16 protein-coding genes are annotated in these 19,745 nt (G+C 57.9%); 11 read left to right on the top strand and 5 right to left on the bottom strand.

Annotated features, from left to right (window positions below; translation table 11 throughout):
- The first annotated feature begins 153 nt into the window (after positions 1-153).
- From GOW31_RS10995 to GOW31_RS10965, 7 genes are all read left to right on the top strand, one after another.
- Complete coding sequence (locus GOW31_RS10995) at positions 154-2,211, top strand: adenylate/guanylate cyclase domain-containing protein (RefSeq protein WP_254441694.1); 2,058 nt, start codon at positions 154-156, stop codon at positions 2,209-2,211.
- A 298-nt stretch (positions 2,212-2,509) separates the two neighbouring features.
- The gene (locus tag GOW31_RS10990; protein WP_305849412.1) at positions 2,510-4,093 is read left to right on the top strand and encodes an ABC transporter substrate-binding protein; all 1,584 of its coding nucleotides are present in this window, start codon (positions 2,510-2,512) and stop codon (positions 4,091-4,093) included.
- 68 nt (positions 4,094-4,161) lie between these two features.
- Positions 4,162-5,256 carry a Xaa-Pro peptidase family protein gene (locus tag GOW31_RS10985; RefSeq protein ID WP_171170023.1) on the top strand — a complete coding sequence of 365 codons (1,095 nt, stop codon included), beginning with the start codon at positions 4,162-4,164 and terminating at the stop codon, positions 5,254-5,256.
- On the top strand, positions 5,256-6,263 hold the full coding sequence (locus tag GOW31_RS10980; protein WP_171170022.1) for an ABC transporter permease subunit: 1,008 nt from the start codon (positions 5,256-5,258) through the stop codon (positions 6,261-6,263). The genes GOW31_RS10985 and GOW31_RS10980 overlap by 1 nt, the downstream gene beginning before the upstream one ends.
- Positions 6,263-7,165: an ABC transporter permease subunit gene (locus tag GOW31_RS10975; protein ID WP_152460560.1), complete on the top strand. Its 903-nt coding sequence runs from the start codon at positions 6,263-6,265 to the stop codon at positions 7,163-7,165. Before GOW31_RS10980 ends, GOW31_RS10975 begins: the two co-directional genes overlap by 1 nt.
- Positions 7,166-7,169: 4 nt before the next feature.
- Positions 7,170-8,147: an ABC transporter ATP-binding protein gene (locus tag GOW31_RS10970; protein ID WP_171170020.1), complete on the top strand. Its 978-nt coding sequence runs from the start codon at positions 7,170-7,172 to the stop codon at positions 8,145-8,147.
- Positions 8,144-9,097 carry an ABC transporter ATP-binding protein gene (locus GOW31_RS10965; protein ID WP_171170018.1) on the top strand — a complete coding sequence of 318 codons (954 nt, stop codon included), beginning with the start codon at positions 8,144-8,146 and terminating at the stop codon, positions 9,095-9,097. Before GOW31_RS10970 ends, GOW31_RS10965 begins: the two co-directional genes overlap by 4 nt.
- A 338-nt stretch (positions 9,098-9,435) precedes the next feature.
- Here GOW31_RS10965 and GOW31_RS10960 read toward each other — a convergent pair whose 3' ends face one another.
- Positions 9,436-11,220 carry an ABC transporter ATP-binding protein gene (locus GOW31_RS10960; RefSeq protein WP_171118111.1) on the bottom strand — a complete coding sequence of 595 codons (1,785 nt, stop codon included), beginning with the start codon at positions 11,218-11,220 and terminating at the stop codon, positions 9,436-9,438.
- 429 nt (positions 11,221-11,649) lie between these two features.
- Positions 11,650-12,588, bottom strand: a complete 939-nt coding sequence (locus GOW31_RS22040) for a cytochrome c family protein (protein WP_253284242.1) — start codon at positions 12,586-12,588, stop codon at positions 11,650-11,652.
- An 18-nt stretch (positions 12,589-12,606) separates the two neighbouring features.
- Between GOW31_RS22040 and GOW31_RS10950 the strand changes: the two genes are divergently transcribed.
- From GOW31_RS10950 to GOW31_RS10940, 3 genes are read left to right on the top strand one after another with little or no spacing between them, the layout of a single operon-like run.
- A complete protein-coding gene (locus tag GOW31_RS10950) occupies positions 12,607-13,209 on the top strand; it encodes an RNA polymerase sigma factor (RefSeq protein ID WP_254441693.1) in 603 nt (200 codons plus the stop codon).
- Positions 13,206-13,943: a hypothetical protein gene (locus GOW31_RS10945; RefSeq protein WP_171170016.1), complete on the top strand. Its 738-nt coding sequence runs from the start codon at positions 13,206-13,208 to the stop codon at positions 13,941-13,943. Before GOW31_RS10950 ends, GOW31_RS10945 begins: the two co-directional genes overlap by 4 nt.
- A gap of 38 nt (positions 13,944-13,981) precedes the next feature.
- Positions 13,982-15,070, top strand: coding sequence for a helix-turn-helix domain-containing protein (locus GOW31_RS10940; protein WP_371813744.1), 1,089 nt, complete (start codon positions 13,982-13,984; stop codon positions 15,068-15,070).
- On the opposite strand, the gene GOW31_RS10935 is transcribed toward GOW31_RS10940, so the two are convergent.
- Entirely contained in the window at positions 15,043-15,933 is an 891-nt protein-coding gene (locus tag GOW31_RS10935; RefSeq protein WP_171170012.1) for a LysR substrate-binding domain-containing protein, read from the bottom strand. The genes GOW31_RS10940 and GOW31_RS10935 overlap by 28 nt on opposite strands.
- A 107-nt stretch (positions 15,934-16,040) precedes the next feature.
- On the opposite strand from GOW31_RS10935, the gene GOW31_RS10930 reads away from it, so the two are divergent.
- Complete coding sequence (locus GOW31_RS10930; RefSeq protein ID WP_171170010.1) at positions 16,041-17,042, top strand: sterol desaturase family protein; 1,002 nt, start codon at positions 16,041-16,043, stop codon at positions 17,040-17,042.
- A gap of 72 nt (positions 17,043-17,114) precedes the next feature.
- On the opposite strand, the gene GOW31_RS10925 is transcribed toward GOW31_RS10930, so the two are convergent.
- Together GOW31_RS10925 and GOW31_RS10920 are read right to left on the bottom strand one after the other, a co-directional pair.
- Entirely contained in the window at positions 17,115-18,419 is a 1,305-nt protein-coding gene (locus tag GOW31_RS10925) for a UDP-glucose/GDP-mannose dehydrogenase family protein (RefSeq protein ID WP_171170007.1), read from the bottom strand.
- A gap of 373 nt (positions 18,420-18,792) precedes the next feature.
- Positions 18,793-19,677 (bottom strand): LysR substrate-binding domain-containing protein, encoded by an 885-nt coding sequence (locus GOW31_RS10920; RefSeq protein ID WP_254441692.1) that lies wholly within the window; start codon positions 19,675-19,677, stop codon positions 18,793-18,795.
- Between the last annotated feature and the right edge of the window lie 68 nt (positions 19,678-19,745).

Raw genomic sequence — 19,745 nt, 5'->3', positions numbered from 1 at the left:
ATCGGCAAGTGACCAGGTGCCGTGGATTTCGGTCGCGGCATACACATGTGCTTAACAGTTGCGTGATTTTTCGGGGTAGGAGCAAACTAAGCTTTGCTCTTCCTGCGATCTCAACCGAATACTGTGGTACAGGACATTCTTTTCGGGGTTTTCATGCGGTTCAGTGTCGGCATTGCTGTATCTATGCTGGTCGCCGTATCCATCGGCGTGTCGACCTTCGTTGTTCATTCGCTGTGGTGGACGACCGCGCGTGACAACAGCCGCATGCTTGCCGCTGAGATCAACAGCCAGATTGCAAACACGGTCCGTATCGAAGTCGGGGCAACCCTCAGATCCGCCGAAGCCGCATGGTCGGCGGTGCGCACGATCTTTGTACAGAATGTCATCGCAACACGGCAGGCCGATAAACGAGAGTTCGTCTTTCTGTCTCAGTTGCAGGCGCAGCCGAATATTTCCTGGATTTTCTTTGGTTGGCCGGACGGCAATTTTTTCGCGTCGCACCGTTTGGGCGACAGCGGGCTTGAGATGATAGAGATCGACAAGGACATCCGCGACCGGAACCTGCGGACCGATCGATACATTTTTATTCCCGGGGATATTCAGTTCGAAGAACGGACCTTTGTTCCGACCTCCTATGATCCTCGCGATCACGCCTGGTTCAACAATTTTATGTCCCTGGACACGATGGGATGGATCGAAGCACGCGATCTTCCGGGCAGTGACAAGACCGTATACGCATTTGCAGGGCCGATCGATGTCAACCGGGCAAGGCAGGGTGTCCTTGCGGTCGCAATCGAAACCGACCGTTTGTCACGCTTTCTGGCGACGCTCGAGCCCGGCGAATTCGGAGCCGCCTTTATTCTGGATGCCGATGGCAAAGTAATTGCTGTTCCCGACGCAAAGGCGGACGAAGTTACACCGGCGCGCATGGGCGAGGGTGAGCTGTACGAGGTTGCCAAGATCTCGGGGGAAAAACTGTTGGGCGACCCGGATGGCAAGACTGCGGGCAGTTCGACGAAACGCGTGGTGATCGATGGCGTCCCCTATGCGGTGGCCCTGACACCTTTGGGTTTTTACGGGTGGCGCGTCGCTACGGTCATTCCGGAATCGGCCTTTTTGTCGGGTATCAATGCAACCTTGATAGACCTGATCTATATCCTGATCGGGGTCGTGATCGTCTCGACCGCTCTGGCGATCTGGTTGATCCGTAGAATTGTGGCCAACCCATTGGCGCGCATCGCAGAAGACCTGAGCAAAATCGAACGCTTTGATGTCGAACACATTTCACGCAGGCCTTCCAACCTGTCCGAGCTGGCCAATCTGTCAGCAGCCACTGCCAGCATGGCCGCAGGGTTGTCCGCGTTCCGAAAATACGTGCCGACCGATCTTGTGAAGATGCTGGTCGCCGAGGGTATCAAGACACAGCCGGGCGGCGACATAAAACAGGTCTCCGTGTTGTTTTGCGATGTGACCGGATTCACCGGGTTGTCGGAAAAACTGGGCCCCAAGATCATCCAGTTGATGGAGCCTTTTTTCTCTGCGGCCGCAGCAGCCGTCGCGCGCCATGACGGGACGATCGACAAATTCATGGGTGACGCGGTCATGGCGATCTGGGGGGCACCGCGCAAGGATGCGCTCCATGCCGAGAATGCCTGCCGCGCGGCACTGGATCTTGTCGCGACCGTGGAAGATGCGGGCATCGAGGACGAGGCCGGAAATTCCCTGCGTGTCAGGATCGGGTTGAACAGTGGGGAAGCTCTGGTTGGCAACATTGGGTCAGAGCAGCGGTTGAACTATACGGCAATCGGCGACGTCGTGAATGTGGCCAGCCGATTGGAAGGGGCCAACAAGGAGTATGGCACGCGTATTCTGATCGGCCCCGAGACCCGGCGCGAAGCCGCCGACGCAATTGTCGTGCGAGAGCTGGACACGCTTGCGGTCTTTGGCCGGACCGAGGAACTGGTGGTCTATGAGCTGATTGCGATGGTCGACAGTTTTGAGGGATCATTTGATTGGATCGAGACATACGAACAAGGTCTTGCGCATTATCGTTCCGGCCGGTTCGAGCAGGCGATAGCTGCGTTTGAAGCCGCGGACAAAATGCGGGGCGGGGATCCTGTGTCCGTGGTTATGAAGTTGCGCGCAACGAAGCTTTTGACCAACCCTCCCGCACGGGATTGGCGTGCGGTTACGCATACGGACAAGACGTGAGGGTACAGGCCATGAGAGCATGCAATCCGCACCCATGAACAGAAAGGTCTGAGTGCGCGGCAGAGCGTTTCGTGGCGTCGTATCGTTTTCGCGGCGAAGATGAGAATGAGACCCTGAAATCAGGGTGCAAAGGCAGAAACGGTTGTCAGAGACATCCGCAGAAAGACACTGTTGACTTTAGATTTTGTATTTTGGATACATTGGGCAGAGGGATCGCGACGACCTGTGCTGTCACTGAATGCTCTGACGACAAAGAGCCATGCGATTGTCTTTTAAAGTCCTTTTCTGGGAGAAAATCATGAAACTCAAACTTCTGGCCGCAACCACTGCGATCGCCCTGACGGGTGCCGTGGCGCAGGCAAATACACTTGTATATTGTTCCGAAGGGTCGCCTGAAGGCTTTGATCCTGCGCTGTACACCGCAGGGACGACCTTTGATGCGTCTTCTCATCCGATCTACAATCGGTTGCTTGAATTTGAAACGGGCACGACCAATGTGGTCCCCGGCCTGGCCGAAAGCGTCGAGGCCAGCGATGATGGTCTGGAATACACTTTCAAGCTGCGTCAGGGCGTCAAGTTCCACTCGAATGACGCGTTCACGCCGACCCGCGACTTCAACGCGGATGACGTGATTTTCACCTTCATGCGTCAGAAAGACGAAAACCACCCTTATCATCAAGTGTCAGGCGGAACCTGGGAATATTTCCAGGGTATGGGGATGCCTGATCTGGTCGAGTCCATCGAAAAGATCGACGACTACACGGTGAAATTTACCCTGTCCAAGCCCGAAGCACCGTTTGTCGCCAATATGGCGATGGACTTTGCCTCAATCGTGTCGGCGGAATACGCTGCGGCAATGATGGAAGCCGGTACGCCGGAAAAACTGAATACGGCACCCATCGGCACCGGACCTTTCTCGTTCGTGGCATATCAAAAAGACGCGGTGATCCGTTACGCGGCCAATGATGCGTATTGGAAAGACCCGGCGCAGGTCGAAAACCTGATCTTTGCCATCACGCCGGATGCGTCTGTGCGCTATCAAAAGCTGAAAGCAGGCGAATGTCATGTGATGCCCTATCCGAACCCTGCTGACATTCAGGCAATGAAGGATGATCCGGACATCAACATGCTGGAACAAGAGGGCCTGAATGTTGGTTATCTGGCCTACAACACCACGATGGCGCCATTCGACAATCCGAAGGTGCGCAAAGCGCTGAACATGGCGATCGACAAGCAGGCGATCATCGACGTGGTCTTCCAGGGCTCGGGCCAGGTGGCCAAGAACCCGATCCCGCCTACCATGTGGGGCTACAACGACGCCATTGTGGACGATCCCTATGATCCCGAAGCGGCCAAGGCGATGCTTGAGGCCGAAGGTGTTTCGGACCTGTCGATGAAAATCTGGGCCATGCCCGTCCAGCGCCCCTACAACCCCAATGCCCGTCGCATGGCCGAGTTGATCCAGGCGGATTTCGCCAAGATCGGTGTGGGCGTCGAAATCGTCTCGTACGAATGGGGTGAATACCTGTCTCGGTCGAAAGAACTGAACCGGGACGGTGCCGTTCTGCTGGGCTGGACCGGGGATAATGGCGACCCGGACAACTTCCTGGCGGTGTTGCTGGGCTGTGACGGTGTCGAAGCATCCAACCGGGCGCAATGGTGCCATCAGCCATTCGAAGACCTGATCCTGAAGGCCAAGCAAAGCACGGATCAGGCCGAGCGGACCAAACTGTATGAAGAAGCGCAGGTTGTGTTCAAAGAGCAGGCTCCGTGGGCAACCATCGCGCATTCGGTCGTTTACATGCCCATGAGCAACAAGGTGCAAGGCTATGAGGTGCACCCTCTGGGCGGTCACATCTTCTATGGTGTGAGCGTCGAATAAACCACCACTCGCAAACCGGAGCCACCAGAGTGGTGGCTCCGGCTTTCTTATTGAGGAGGTCGGGCAGAATGCCGGATTTGTCCGAATACCGCCAATTGGCACTGGATATGTCAGTGGACGCAGTGGCCCTGGTGCCGGGTCCGAATTTCACCCGCGCATTGGGCAAATCCTTCATGAGCCACGAGCGCCCTTTTGTCGTGGTGATTCCGGCCCAGGGTGATCCGGCGGCGATCGTGCCCAATCTGGAACTCGCCTCATGGGATCTGGTTGGATTTAAGGGTGCCGTGTTCGACTGGCGCGATCAGACCGGCTATGACGGCGCCTTTTCCGCGCTGGCAGCGCATAGTCCGATCAGATCGTTGGCCGTCGAAGGTCAGGTGATGCGGTTTTTCGTGTCAGACGCGTTTACCCGCGCAATTCCGGATCTGCAGATTGTGGACGGCGAACGCGAAATCTCAGGCCTTCGCATCATCAAAACCGAAGAAGATATCGCCGCGCTGCAAGCGGCCATCGATATTTCGGAACGCGCGTTGGAGCGTGTGATTGCGGGTGTTCGCACAGGTCAGACCGAAAAACAGATCGAACAGGCGCTGATACAGGCGCTTTTTGCGGAAGGCGCCGAGTCGTTGGCCTTTTCCCCCATCGTGGCTGCGGGGGACAACTCGGCACGACCGCACGGCAAGGCGCGCGCCGACTACCGGATCAAGGCAGGCGACGCCTTGCTGTTCGACTTTGGCGCTCGAAAACATGGTTTTGCGGCCGACATCACGCGAACTTTTTTCGTTCAGGACGTCACGGACGAAGGCCGGGATGTCTACGACACGGTTTTGCGCGCCAACAAAGCCGGGTTCGAAGCCTGCCGCCCCGGCGTGACAGCGCATGACATCGACGATGCCGTCACAGGCGTGCTTGAGGCCTCGCCCTTTGCCGATCGTATCCGGACCAAGACAGGTCACGGTCTGGGCCGGGATGTGCATGAGGCGCCGTATATCATGCGCGGCAACAGCCAGAAAATCCTGCCGGGCATGGTCTGGACCAACGAACCCGGTCTGTATGAATTGGACAAGTTCGGCGTTCGCATAGAAGATGACGTCCTTGTCACCGGGGATGGCTGTCGGTCACTGACCCGCTTTCCCAAAGAACTTACAATCATAGGTCGCTGATGCTTGGCTATTTCCTCACCCGTCTTGGCCTGTTTGTTCCGACATTTCTGGGCGTGACGCTGATTTCGTTCATGTTCATCCGGGTGCTGCCCGGCGATCCGATCATCGTGATGGCCGGAGAACGCGGCATGACGGAAGAACGTTATCAGGAAATGGTCGAAAAGCTGGGTTTCGACAAGCCGGTGTTGCAGCAGTATTGGGATTACCTCACCGGAGTGCTTCAAGGTGATCTGGGCGAAAGCTTTGTCACCAGGAAACCCGTATGGGATGAGTTCTTTTCGCTGTTCCCCGCAACGCTGGAGTTGTCCCTGTGCGCCATGATCTTCGCCGTTGCGCTGGGTCTGCCGGCAGGTGTGATCGCGGCGGTGAACCGAGGGAAGTTCTTTGACCGGGCGCTGATGTCCTCGGCGCTGGTCGGGTACTCGATGCCCATCTTCTGGTGGGCGCTGCTGTTGATCATCATATTCTCGGGCAATCTGGGCTGGACGCCGGTCTCGGGCCGCATCGACCTGTTGTATTACTTTCCCAGCGTCACGGGCTTCATGCTGATCGACAGCCTGTGGTCGGGTCAGGAAGGGGCATTCGGATCAGCCGTGCGCCATCTGATCCTGCCGACGATTGTGCTGGGAACGATTCCTCTGGCGGTCATCGCACGCCAGACCCGGTCGGCGATGCTGGAAGTTCTGGGCGAAGATTACATCCGCACCGCGCGCGCCAAGGGTTTGTCGCCAACGCGGATCAACGGATTGCACGCGCTGCGTAACGCGCTGATTCCGGTTGTAACGGTGATCGGCCTGTCGGTGGGCACATTGCTGGCAGGAGCCATCCTGACCGAAACCATCTTCAGTTGGCCGGGCATAGGAAAGTGGATGGTCGACAGCATCTTTCGCCGTGACTACCCGGTTGTTCAGGGCGGATTGCTGATGATCGCGGTGATCGTGATGCTGGTGAACCTGCTGGTCGATGTCCTTTATGGCATCATCAACCCCAAAATTCGGAGGCGGTGATGGCCGAACTATCCTCAACCCCGCCCAGAACGGAAGACCGCCCCAGCGCCCTGCGCGAGTTCTGGTACTACTTCAGCGAAAACCGCGGCGCTGTCATCGGGCTTTGGGTTTTTGCAGCCTTCGTTTTTTGTGCCGCCTTTGCGCCCCTTCTGGCCCCCTATGACCCAACCGAGCAGTTCCGCGATCATATCCTGCAACCGCCTGCTTGGCAGGAGGGCGGAAGCTGGGCTTTCCCGTTGGGTACCGATCCGCTGGGTCGGGACATGCTGTCGCGCCTGATCATGGGCTCGCGCTATTCCTTCTTTGTCGGAATCGTCGTCGTCTGTGTGGCCGTATCGGGTGGCGTGATGATTGGCCTGCTGTCGGGCTTTGCTCCCAAATGGGTCGATACGCTGATCATGCGGGTGATGGATATCGTTCTGGCCTTTCCGTCGCTGCTGTTGGCACTGGTGCTGGTGGCCATCCTTGGCCCGTCGCTGACCAACGCGATGATTGCCATCGCCATCGTTTTCCAACCCCACTACGTGCGCCTGACCCGCGCGTCAGTTCTGGCGGAACGTCAGAAGGATTATGTCACGTCGGCGCGTGTGGCCGGTGCTGGCAGGTCACGGCTGATGTTCATCACCGTGCTGCCCAATTGTCTGGCACCCATCATCGTACAGGCGGCACTGTCCTTTTCGACGGCGATCCTGGATGCAGCTGCCTTGGGCTTTCTGGGCATGGGCGCGCAGCCGCCCACTCCGGAATGGGGCACCATGCTGGCCGAAGCGCGCGAATTCATACTGCGCGCCTGGTGGGTGGTCACCTTCCCCGGTCTGGCGATTCTTGTCACCGTTCTTGCCATCAACCTGATGGGTGATGGCCTGCGTGATGCGCTTGACCCGAAACTGAAACGGAGCTGATCGCATGAGCCTTTTGCAGATCCGCAACCTGACTGTTGAATTCGCCACGGCCTCGGGCAAGTTCCGCGCCGTGGACGGTGTCGATCTGTCGGTCGACAGGGGCGAGCTGCTGGCCATCGTCGGCGAAAGCGGCTCGGGCAAGTCGGTGTCGATGTTGGCGCTGATGGGGTTGTTGCCCTGGACCGCGACGATCACCGCTGACGAGATGCGCTTTGAGGGGGTGGATCTGGCCGGTCTTTCGGCCCGTGAGCGCCGCAAGATCATCGGCAAGGACATGGCAATGATCTTTCAGGAGCCGATGTCGTCGCTGAACCCCTGTTTCACGGTGGGATTCCAGATCAAAGAGGCCCTGCGCATCCATCTTGGCTTGAACCGTAAGGACCGCCACCAGCGCGCGATTGAGCTGTTCGACCAGGTCGGCATCCCGGCTCCGGAAAGCCGCCTGACCACCTTTCCACACCAGATGTCAGGGGGCATGAACCAGCGCGTCATGATCGCGATGGCCATCGCCTGCAAGCCCAAGCTGCTGATTGCGGACGAACCGACCACCGCGCTGGATGTCACCATTCAGGCGCAGATACTCGACCTGCTGGTTCGGTTGCGGGACGAACACGATATGGGCCTTGTGCTGATCACTCATGACATGGGGGTGGTGGCCGAAACCGCCGAACGGGTCCAGGTGCAATATGCTGGACAAAAAGTCGAAGAGCAGCCCGTGTGTGATTTGTTCCGCACGCCGCGTCATCCCTATACATCGGCCCTGCTGAGCGCCTTGCCCGAGCGCGCGACCTCCAAGATTCTCCCGACGATTCCCGGCGTTGTGCCGGGCCAGTTCGATCGCCCCGCAGGGTGCTTGTTCAGCCCGCGATGCCGGTTTGCTGATGCAATTTGCGCTGAAATACCACCGACCCCTCATGCCGATGCCTTCGGCAAGGCACGTTGTCACTACGTAGAGAAAATTGCGGCCGGAGAATTGGCATGACCGACCCCATCGTTCAGGCGAAAGATCTGACCCGTTTTTACACGGTGAAGGGCGGGTTGCTGTCCAAGTCAGCGACAGTGAAGGCCCTTTCGGGGGTGGATTTCGAACTGAAACCGGGAAAGACTCTGGCCATCGTCGGAGAGTCCGGCTGTGGCAAGTCAACATTGGCCCGATTGGTCACGATGATTGAAGAGCCGACGTCGGGCAGGCTGACGATTGACGGTGTCGACATTACCCCGTCGCGGTGGAGCAAGATGCGGGAAACGGTGCAAATCGTGTTCCAGGATCCGTATGGATCGTTGAATCCACGTCAGCGCATCGGCCAGATATTGCAGGAACCGCTGATCATCAATCGCCCGGACATGTCCGCCGCAGACCGCGAGGCACAAGCGCGCGACATGATCGAGATGGTGGGATTGCGCCCCGAACATTATGATCGCTATCCACATATGTTCTCTGGCGGGCAGCGTCAGCGGATCGCCATTGCACGCGCGCTTATGCTGAACCCCAGGGTCCTGGTTCTGGATGAACCGGTTTCGGCTCTGGACGTCTCGATCCAGTCACAGATCCTGAACCTGCTTGTGGATTTGCAGGAACGGCTTGACCTCGCCTATCTGTTCATCTCGCATGATCTTTCCGTGGTCCGGCATTTTGCCGACGACGTGATCGTGATGTATCTGGGGCGCGCTGTTGAAAAGGCGCCCAAAGAACAGCTGTTCGCCGCGCCGCGCCACCCCTATTCCAAGGCGTTGCTGTCCACGACGCCCCGGGCCGACCCCACGGCCCGAAAAGAACGGATCAAGCTTGAGGGCGAACTGCCATCGCCGATGAATATTCCAAAAGGTTGCGCCTTTGCGCAAAGATGTTGGCTGGCAACCGATCAGTGCAGGGCAACATTGCCTGAACTGGCCGGAGAACCGCATCAGGTCGCGTGTCTGTACCCCTTGTAGTGCAAGTAGGTTTTTTGCGTGGCGTGAGGCAGTGGCAAACAGGGCGGCCTCGATAGAAGCGACGTTGACTTCTTGTGGGAGAACCACCCCGCCAAGGCGCCGACGTGGGCGACCAAGCCACATGTTTGTGTCGCTACTGTCGAAGACCGCCATCTTCGAACCCTTGCGCAAGACAGGACCGGTTACTTCCCAAGATGCGGCCCGAGCCGCCCAAATCCCTTGGGCGGCTTGGGCTTGATGATTTCGATGCACGGACGCGCGTGAAGAGAATACTCCGCCCCTCTTCCGGACAGGTCTTGCCCAGAGAAGGGAGGCATGTGCCAGACCGAATGCAGGGGCTACTCTGCCACTTCCGCCGAGGGTGCGTGTTTTTTGAATTGCTGATTGAACAGATTGCGGAAGCTTCCGTTCTTTTTCATCAACTCGTCCAGATTGCCCTGTTCCACGATCGAGCCATCCTGAACCACGATAATCTTGTCCGCTTCCAGAACAGTCGAAAGTCGGTGCGCAATGACGACGACGGTCACGTCCTTTGTCAGGGTGTCCAAAGCCTTTTTGACAAGCGATTCCGATTCAGCATCCAGCGCGCTTGTGGCTTCGTCCAAAAGCAGGATCTCGGCTTTTCTCAGAATAGCGCGGGCAATCGCAATTCGCTGCTTCTGGCCACCTGACAGGAAGGTGCCGTTTTCGCCAACCTGCGTATTGTAGCCTTCGGGCAGATCCATGATGAAATCATGCGCATGTGCGGCTTTGGCGGCGTCTATGACTTCTTCGTCCGTGGCGTCAGGGGACGAGCAGCGCAGGTTGTCCATGATCGATGTCGAGAACAGGAATGTATCCTGACCGACATAGGATATTTTGCGTCTCAGCGAGGCAAAGCTCACCTCGCGTAGATCCTGACCATCAATCTCAACGCTGCCCTGATCGGGATCATAGAAACGCATGATCAGGCCGAACAACGTGGACTTACCGCCGCCGGATTGACCAACAAGAGCTGTGGTTTTACCGGCCTCGAACGTGACATTCATCTCTTCGATCACCGGCATCGCACCATGATAGCCAAAGGTTACATTGCGCAATTCGATCTGTCCGGGGCCGTCGATGAGGTCATGGGCTTTGGGGCTCTCCAACATCGTCTCGTCCTGATCCAGCAAGTCGAACAACATGGCGACACCGACCATGCAGGTTTCGATCTGGACACGCATTCTCGACAGACGTTTTGCTGGTTCATATGCCATCAGAAGTGCGGTTATGAAAGACATCAACTGACCTGCGCTAGGTTGTTCGCTTCCAGCGATTCCCATTGTGCTGACGACTAGTACACCTGCCACAGCAAGACCGGCCAAAAATTCCATGAGGGGGCTGGCCACGGACTGAAGTCTCGAGATATCGTTTGCCCGGTCCTCGACCCTCCGAATGGCGGTGTCCATGCGATTGATCATGCGATCTTCCAGTGAGAAGACCTTGATAACCTTGATACCAGCGGATGTTTCCTGAAGTACCCGAATAATTTCAGCCAGCGATGCAAACTCGGCCTGCATGATCGAACGCACGCTTTTCAGCAGATAGCGTACCCCTAGAAGGGCGATCGGGCCCACGACAAAGAACATCACCGACAGAACGGGTTGCTGGTAAACCATAACCCCTACAAGGCCGACCAAAGTCAGGGCGTCGCGCACAAATCCGGTGACCAGGACATCGATGAGGCTGCGAGCCGCCTGAGCACCGTGGGTGGTGCGCATCAAAAGATCTGAGGATTCATTGGTCGAAAAGAACGAGACGCCGTGCCTGAGGAGTTTGCGATAAACCCTGTCTTGCTGTTGCGCGACGATCCGGTTGCCGGCGCGGGCCAGGAAAACAGACTGAATATACGAGGCAATGGCCTTAACCAGAAACAGAATCACGACCCCAAGCGCAATGACATGCGCGTAGCCCCGCAATTCCGGGCTGGTCATCGCATCGACAATGTACTCCATCATATATGCGGAGCCGGCCGTGGTGACCGCCACGGCAATCATTGCCAGAACCGCAATACCATACAGCTTGCCTTGCGCGTAAAAGCTTTCACCTACAAGGCGGCCCATATAGCCTGATCGCCACTTGTTCCAGGCGCGCTTTATCATTGCGTTCTCCAAATCGTGAAACTGTGCGCACGCTCAGTTAACCTATATCTTGTCGGGCCTAAAGGACAGATGCCATGCTGCGGCAGAGCGGCCCATCCTGACCATCTGAGCTGTAGGCCCGCTAAATAATGGCTGGTTGACGATCGGACAAGAGTTGGAAAGCGCAACAACAACCGCGATTTGCCCCTTTGTACGGGCGCAGGCAGGGTTGGTGGCGCGACAGGATCCGCAAAAAACGCCTTAAAATACGGGCTGTTTTGCCACAAACGAGTCGTGTGTCCGGCATGAATCCGCTGATAGAAGGCTGTAATTCCTGACTTTGAACACGTGTTGATCCGAAACCAGACAGGGGACGGGCACAAGCATCGTATCCGATCCCGGGGCCGGTTGCGTGAAATCGAAATTCAGCAGGTCTCTTGGGTGTTGCCGTCACCCCTCTTCTTGCAAATACGCAAGAAGGTTAACAATATCTTCGTCCTTTTTCAGGCCGCGAAACTGCATTCGATTGCCCTGAAGATACCCTTTGGGATCCGTCAGGAATGCGCTCAGGGTTTCATGGGTCCAGACGATGTCGGAACTTTCCAGCGCTGTCGAATACTTGAATCCCTCGGCCTGACCGGCCTTTGCGCCGAGAATGCCGTGCAGGGACGGGCCAACACCATGGCTGCCTTCTTTCAATTTGTGGCAAGCGCTGCACTTGCGAAACACCTTTTTGCCGGCCGTCGCGTCACCCTGAACAGCTGCGGCAGCAACAACCTCTGTGGCTTCCGATGCCGTCGCGGCATGTTCTTCATCCGTGTGAAAGATCAGCCGGGCTGTAATCGGTACCGTTCGGGTGATGCCGGGCAGGCTTGCCAATTCCATAAGCTTGTCCACGCCGGCGTTGACACCGGCGTCTTCGGTGCTGAGAAACACCATGTCGTTTGTCGAAACAAGCACTGACGTCTCGGACAAGCGTGCGACGAACATTTCCGCGTCAAACTCAACTTCCGTGCCGGCCAGCGAAAGCACGGAAGCAGCATCCAGAGTGGTGGTTTCACCCACGGCCAGCCCTGCAACCTTCGCCATGTCGAATTCGGCCGTCAGGCGCGCAGTGGGTGCTTGGCGGAATACAAATTCGATCATCCGTTCGTTGCGAATTTCTATGTTGGTCTCGACCGAGGACAGGTCGATCTCGATTTCGGCCACGCCCTCCTGCGTCACGTGTCCGCTCAGGCTGGTGAAGCTGTTGACCTCGCCCACCGCGTTTTTCTTGATCGTTCCATAGGCCAGATGCGAGCGATCGGACTCCAGTGTCCAGCCCGCTGCCCATATGGGTGTTGCAACAATTGCCGACGCAAACGTGACTGCCTTCAACAGAAGTTTCATTTCTTTCCTCCGCGGTTTATGTCAGTTTTGGCCCTGCGGGCCGGGTCCGTTTCTGACAAACACACACAGGTCGCGTTTTATTCGATGAGTGCCGAGATGACTTCCGAACAGGCCGTTCGTGACGCCGTACAGATGCACTCAAGACGCGTCTGGCGGTTTGCTCTGGCGTTGTCGGGGGCATCGGATGTGGCGGACGATCTGGTGCAGGCCACATGCCTGCGTGCGCTCGAGCGGCATCATCAGGTAACGTCGCATGATCGTCTGGACAGTTGGCTGATGACGATCTGCCGGTCAATCTGGTTGAACGAAGTGCGGTCTCGTTCCGTCCGGCGGGCACAGGCGCTGTCCGTGACCCCAGAATCGGAACTGGTCGCAACTTTGCCGGATTCAGAAACGAATATTTTTGCGGCTGAAGTGTTTACTCAAGTGATGCAGCTGCCAGAAGCGCAGCGGGAAACGGTCATGCTCGTGTTCGTCGAAGGGTACAGCTACCGCGAAACCGCTGCATTGCTGGACGTTCCCATCGGCACAATCATGAGCCGGCTATCGAATGCCCGGCGGAAACTGAAAACCGTGATGCAGTTTGAGGCGGCAGACGCCGCGCGACGGAGTGGCAAATGACGTTTTCCGACGAGACGCTGTTGGCGTATCTGGAAGGCACGCTGGATGAGGCTCAGAGCCGCGCCATCGAGGCCGCGGTTGAGGATGATGTCGAGCTTGAACGCCGCCTGATGGCGCTGGATCCGTTTGCGCCTGTCGTTCGGCAGGTCTTTGAGACACTGCCCACCGCGGCGCCGAAGGTCGATTTGCCGGAACCCGTGGCGCGAAACACCAATGGCGGGTTTCTGCGCCTTCTGGCCGTGGCCGCGGGCGTCGGGGTTGCAGCCGTTGCCCTGACATTCTGGGCGACGCGTCCGGCGGAACTGGGCTGGGCGCAGCAAGCGGCGATCTATCAGTCGCTTTATGTGCCCGAGACGATTGTCTCGCTGGACAGTTCCGAGGCATCGCTGGACAAGCAGTTCGCGATGGCCGAGGCAGCACTTGGCAGGTCTCTGAACCGTGAAGCGCTGGACTCCCTGCCTGGGCTGGAGTTGAAGCGAGCACAAGTGCTTTCGTTCAAGGGAAAGCCTTTGGTTCAGGTCGTTTTCGCCGATGAGCAGGGTCAACCTTTTGCCTTCTGTGTTATCCGCCAGGGGCCGAACGCCCCGAAGGCAGAGGTCAAACAGGCCATTCTGAGCGGTTTGGCAACAGCGACCTGGGCGCAGGATGGCTATGGTTACATGCTGCTGGGCAGCTCTCCGCAGACCGATTTGAGCAGCGAACTGGATGTTCTGACCCGAACCTTTGCGAGCTGACGGAATACCCCTTGTGAAGCAACGGGAATGCCCGAAGAATGCGGGGTATGACGTCGAAGAAACCCTTGCCCCTTCCTGAAGACGAGGCCGAAGATCTTGGCCCCGCCAGCATCTATGACGGCGATCCGTCCGAAGAGGACGACCTGTGGTTCTTGCCACCGGATGAAGTCGAGGAAGACGAGGGTTTCTTCCTGCCCGGGCCGCGACGCGAACAGCGCCTGCTGTTCGATCCGCGTGATTGGCGGGCTGCGCAGTCCGACCTTTCTGCGGAACTTGCGGATCTGGCCCTGACTTTTGGCGCGCTGGATGAACGGTTGCGAGCGGGCCCCGAAGGCTGGACGCATCGCTTGGCATTGATGGAGACGTCCGATCTGGGGTGGTGGACCGGAGACCGGATCAGCGTGGATCGATTGGCTTTGTGGACCGGTTTGCGGATCGGCGCGACTCATGATGACGTGCAGGCCCTGTTCCGGGCCGGATGGGCCGTGCGACGCCTGAGTTCGGGCGCGCCGCCTGCTGCCGGCGGTTGGGAACGGGGGCTGACCGCGTTTCTTGACCGACTGGCTCAGGGGGCCGACTCGACCCCGGAATCCATCATTGATCTGGCCGAGGTCATGCAAAACGCCGAAGGGTTGCATCCTGTGACGCAGTCGGCAATTGCGTTTCACGCGTGGCGGGCGGTGTCACAAGGCATCGGACAGGACACGGAAGCAGCCGTCATAGCCGCGCGGCATGCGGCCTCCATGGGGCGCGGCGGTGCGCAGTTCATGCCCTTGGCTTTGTCCGGGCCGCGTGCGCTGCGCGGCTCGGGGGATTCGTCGGAAAAACTGAGCGCATGGATCGGCGGCGCCGGGCAGGCTGCCCTTGCGGCGTTGCTGCATCTGGACCGGATCAGCGCGTGGGAGGCGAAAGCCAAAGAGGTCACGCAGGATCTGAGCGGCCGCACCCCGCCGCGCCTGATCAATGCATTGACGGCCTGGCCCATGGTATCCGCGCCTTTGGCCGAAGACCTGACCAAGGCTTCCCGCGCCGCGGTACAGCGCAATTTCGACCTGTTCGCGCAGCGGGGTCTGGTTCGCGAAGTCACCGGGCAGGGGCGTTACCGCGTCTGGACGGCGGCGCTGTAATCCATCAGCCAATCGCGAAACGTACGCGCTGCCGGGCGCAGCGCCGTGCGGGAGGGATAGACCAGATGGTAGGCTTCCTGCCCCGGGCAGGAGAAGTCCGGCAGGCAGGGGACCAAACCGGAAAGCTTCATAATGCGATCTGACGCGGGCGCGCGCGCCAAGGCAATGCCGCATCCTCTGGCGCAGAGCTCGGCCGCCATCACCGAATTGTCGGCAAAAAAATACCGTGCCTGGCCTGCTGGCAGCCGCTGGTGTTCGAACCAATGCGGCCAGCTTGCCCGATGGGTCGAAACTTCGATCAAGGTGAAGTCGAACAAGTCCCTTGCCGTCTCGATCCGGGCAGCAATCTCGGGTGGGGCGATGGGATAGAGATGTTCGCGCATCAACTCGTCACTTTCCGAGCCGAACAGCGCGGGGTTTCCGAACACGATCTGAAGGTCAGTGAACCGATTGGCAAAATCCGACATGACATTGCCGGTCGAAAGCGAAAGGTTGATCTGAGGATGCGCCGCCTGAAATCCGGGAACACCCCCGGCCAGAATGCCATGTGCAAACAGCAGCACCGACTGCACGTAAAGCCTTTGCTCGCGGGTTTCGCCGAACAGACCGGCGGTTGCCGTTTCCAGCATGAGCAAGGATTGCTGTACCGACGGCAGATAGGCGCGCCCGGTCTCGGTCAAAGTGACCGCATGCGCGTGACGGTGAAACAAGGGTGTGCCCAGTCTTGTCTCCAGCGCCTTGACCTGCTGGCTGACGGCGGCAGGCGTCATGTTCAACTGGGTCGCGGCGCGGGCAAAGCTTTCGGTTCGGGCCGCAGCCTCGAATACGCGCAGCCAGTTGAGGGAAGGGACGCGGGTGTTCATTCCGACAGGCTAAGCAGAACTTAGCCTCTCCGGCAAGACAATTAGGTCTGAGCTTTTGATCCCACGCCTTAGGCTTGTGATCAGTGAACAGATGAAATGAGCCTTCTATGTCAGACCCCGCCCTGCCGCCACGAGCCAAGCGCAAGATCTGGAATTACACGCCTCAGCTTCCGATTCAGACCGCACCCTATTGGGATTGGCCGATGAAACCTCTGGCCGCGTTGAAATACCTGCTGCAAAGCTGGAATCCGCTTGCATTGCGGGCGCTGCTGCTGGTCTTTGCGGTCATCACCTGGACCTATCTGACGCCTTCACTGAGCAGGATCGAGACCTTCGGCTGGGATTGGGTTGCGGAAATCTGGTTCCGCAATTTCTGTATCCTGATGGTGGTCGCAAGCGGCTTGCACCTGGCCCTTTGGAGGTTCCGCACGCAGCAGGACGAATACCGTTATGACATGCGCCCGATGATGAAGGGCGCCAAGGTGTTCACATTCAAAAATCAGGTCTGGGACAACATGTTCTGGACCTTGGGCCCGGCGTTGACGTTCTGGACGTTCTGGGAATGTCTGATCCTGTATTCCTATGCCAATGGCTGGATCACGATGATCACGTTAGACGGCAATCCGATCTGGTTCATCGCCATGACCGTCTTTGTGCCGATCTGGGCCGGGTTCCATTTCTACTGGCTGCACAGGCTGCTGCATGTGGGTGTGCTTTATAAAAAAGTCCACGCTTGGCATCACCGCAACATCAATACCGGTCCTTGGTCGGGGCTTGCGATGCATCCGGTCGAAAGTTTCTTTCTGATGTTCGATACGATGATCTTCTTCCTGCTGCCGTCCCATCCGACCCACGCCATTTTCCTGCTGTTCCATCACGGCATCGGCGCTCCGACCTCTCATGCCGGGTTCGAGCACGTGAAGTTCGGCGACAAGGCCAAGTTTCAGGTCGGGGATTTCTTTCACCAGCTGCATCATCGGTTTTTTGACTGCAACTACGGCACCTGGGAAACCCCTTGGGATGAATGGTTCAACACGTTCCACGACGGCACCGATGAAGGCAATGACATGGTCAAGGAACGCCGCCGCAAGATCTGGGCCACCGAATAGCCCGTGAAGGCAGATCCCTGCCGGACCCAAGCGGGTCCGGTGGGCGCGTTTGATCCAACAGGTGGTGTGCGTTCAGCGTCCAACACCGACATAGGTTTCAAAGCCGGATTTCAGCGCCTGTGACTTCGAATAGATATTGCGCAGATCCACCATTCTGGCAGAGTTCATGGAACCGGCCAGCTCGGTCAGGTTCAACGCGCGGAACTCGTTCCACTCTGTCAGCAACACCACAACGTCAGCCCCTTGGACCGCTGTATAGGGATCGTCGCACCATTCGACCCCGGGCAATAGCGCATCGCCTTCCGTTTTGCCCTGCGGATCGACGACGCGCACTTTGGCCCCTCCGCCGATCAAAGCGGGAATGATGGACAGTGATGGCGCGTCGCGCATGTCGTCCGTGTTGGGTTTGAAAGTGACACCCAGAACCGCCACCGTCTTGCCGTTAAGGCGGTCGTCGCAGGCGTCGCGGATTTTCTCGATCATCCGCTTCTTGACCTCGTCATTCACCCGAATGACGGTTTCCGTGATCTGCATCGGATATGCATGATCCTGCCCGATCCGCGCCAGCGCGGCGGTATCCTTCGGAAAACAAGAGCCACCATAGCCCGGCCCTGCGTGCAGGAATTTGTTGCCAATTCGTCCGTCCAGACCGATGCCGCGGGAAACTTCCTTGACATCCGCACCGACCTTTTCACACAGGCCCGCGATTTCATTGATGAAAGTGATCTTGGTCGCCAGAAACGCGTTGGCGGCGTATTTGATCATCTCGGCGCTTTCCAGATCGGTGGTCAAGATCGGAAAGTCACGCAGATAAAGCGGTCGGTAAATCTCGGCCATCACTTCGGCGGCGCGATCGTTTTCCACACCCACCACGACGCGATCGGGGCGCATGAAGTCATCGATTGCGGCGCCTTCGCGCAGAAATTCAGGGTTCGAGGCCACGTCGAATTCGGCTGTGGGGTTGGTTGCCGCAACGACCTCCTGAACTTTTCTGTTTGTTCCCACCGGCACGGTCGATTTGGTGACGATGACCGTGTAACCAGTAACCGCTTGGGCGATCTCTTCTGCCGCCGCCATCACATAGGTCAAATCCGCGTGGCCGTCCCCTCGTCGGGTCGGAGTTCCGACCGCGATGAAAACCGCATCGGCGCCATCAACTGCCGTCTTCAGATCGGTTGAAAAACTCAGGCGACCGGCAGCAACGTTTTTTGCCATCAGCACATCCAGGCCCGGTTCATAGATCGGTACTTCTCCGGCCTTGAGCATGTCGATCTTTTGCTCAGCCTTGTCGACGCAAATCACGTCATGACCAAAGTCCGAAAAGCATACACCGGACACTAAGCCAACATAACCGGTGCCGATCATTGCAATACGCATCCAAAAATCCTTCTTACCAATTACCACGGACGGCGTGGGCACAATCAAAGAAACTGACGCCGGTTTCAATGGCCGTCAGCAGTTGCGTGATGCATCCCATAGATTCTTGCGGATATTGAGGCAATAGAAGCGCAGATGGTGCAAAGCCCTTCGAAACCATGATCATGTCCGCTTTGTTCAGCGGAACCGAGGATCAGGAAGAACTGGTTGGTGTCGAAACTCGGTTGCACAGAGGGTGCTGTTGATGGCTGGAATAGCCCCTGCCTTGGGTATTGATGACGCGCGGAAGTGATTGCGCGTTCTCGCCACCAACAAGCTGGCTGGCAAGGGAAAATAGGGGCCGCGTGACATGCCCCGGCAAATGACCGGTCGATCAGCTGTCCATTTCAGCGGCGGCTTGCAACAGCCAGTTCCGAAACAGCCGGACCGGTGGTGAAACGGGTTTTTCCTTGAGACGCATGAAATAGGTCCAGGGACTGTTCAGATCAAACCGGAAAGGCTCGATCAGCAGCCCCCGCTCGACATAGGACCGGGCCAGCGACCGGGGCAGGGCGACGCATCCCAGTGACTTGGCGGCCATTTCCATCGCCAAATTCGAGACATTCGTCCGCAACCCGCCCTTCTGGCTCAGATCGGACAACCCGAAATGCCGCGCCGCGTGCTCCCAATAGGAGGGGCGGCCCAGGATGTGGATCAGCGGTGCATTCTGCAATTGCTTGGGGTCGGTCAGCGGCGCGCCATCGACCAGAAAGCCGGGCGCACAGACCAAGGCCAGCTTTTCGACCCACAAACGTTGGGCGTCCGGCGACACATCGTCGACATGATTGATTGTCAGCGAGATGTCCGAAACATTTGGTTCGACATCAGTCCAGACAGTGCCATGAACCGTCAGATCAATATCGGGATGCACCGCGTTGAAACCACGGATCACATCCGGCAACCAGTTCTCGGCCAGACTGACCGGGCAAGAAACCACCACTTTGCGGGTATGCGACCGCACGATGACCGATTGCGTGGCAGCGTTGATTTCCTGGAGGGCATGGCGCACCGACGGCAGATAGGCCTCGCCCACATCTGTCAGCGACAGGGAACGGGGATGGCGCACGAACAGGGGGCGCTGCAAAAACTCTTCCAACGAGCGGACATGATTGCTGACGGCAGATTGGGTGCAGTTCAGCTCTTCGGCAGCAGCGGTAAAGCTCAGGTGCCGTGCCGCCGCTTCGAACGAGCGAAGAAAGGTCAGGTGTGGAAGATTCATCATGACGGACGTTTCTCAGGCAAGGCACATCGCAAAGAATTAATAAGCCCAGGGCTTGCTGTCTTGCC

The sequence above is a fragment of the Ruegeria sp. HKCCA0370 genome, from assembly GCF_013033705.1.
Classification (GTDB): Bacteria; Pseudomonadota; Alphaproteobacteria; order Rhodobacterales; family Rhodobacteraceae; genus Ruegeria.
This window is presented reverse-complemented; position numbering and strand designations above follow the sequence as displayed.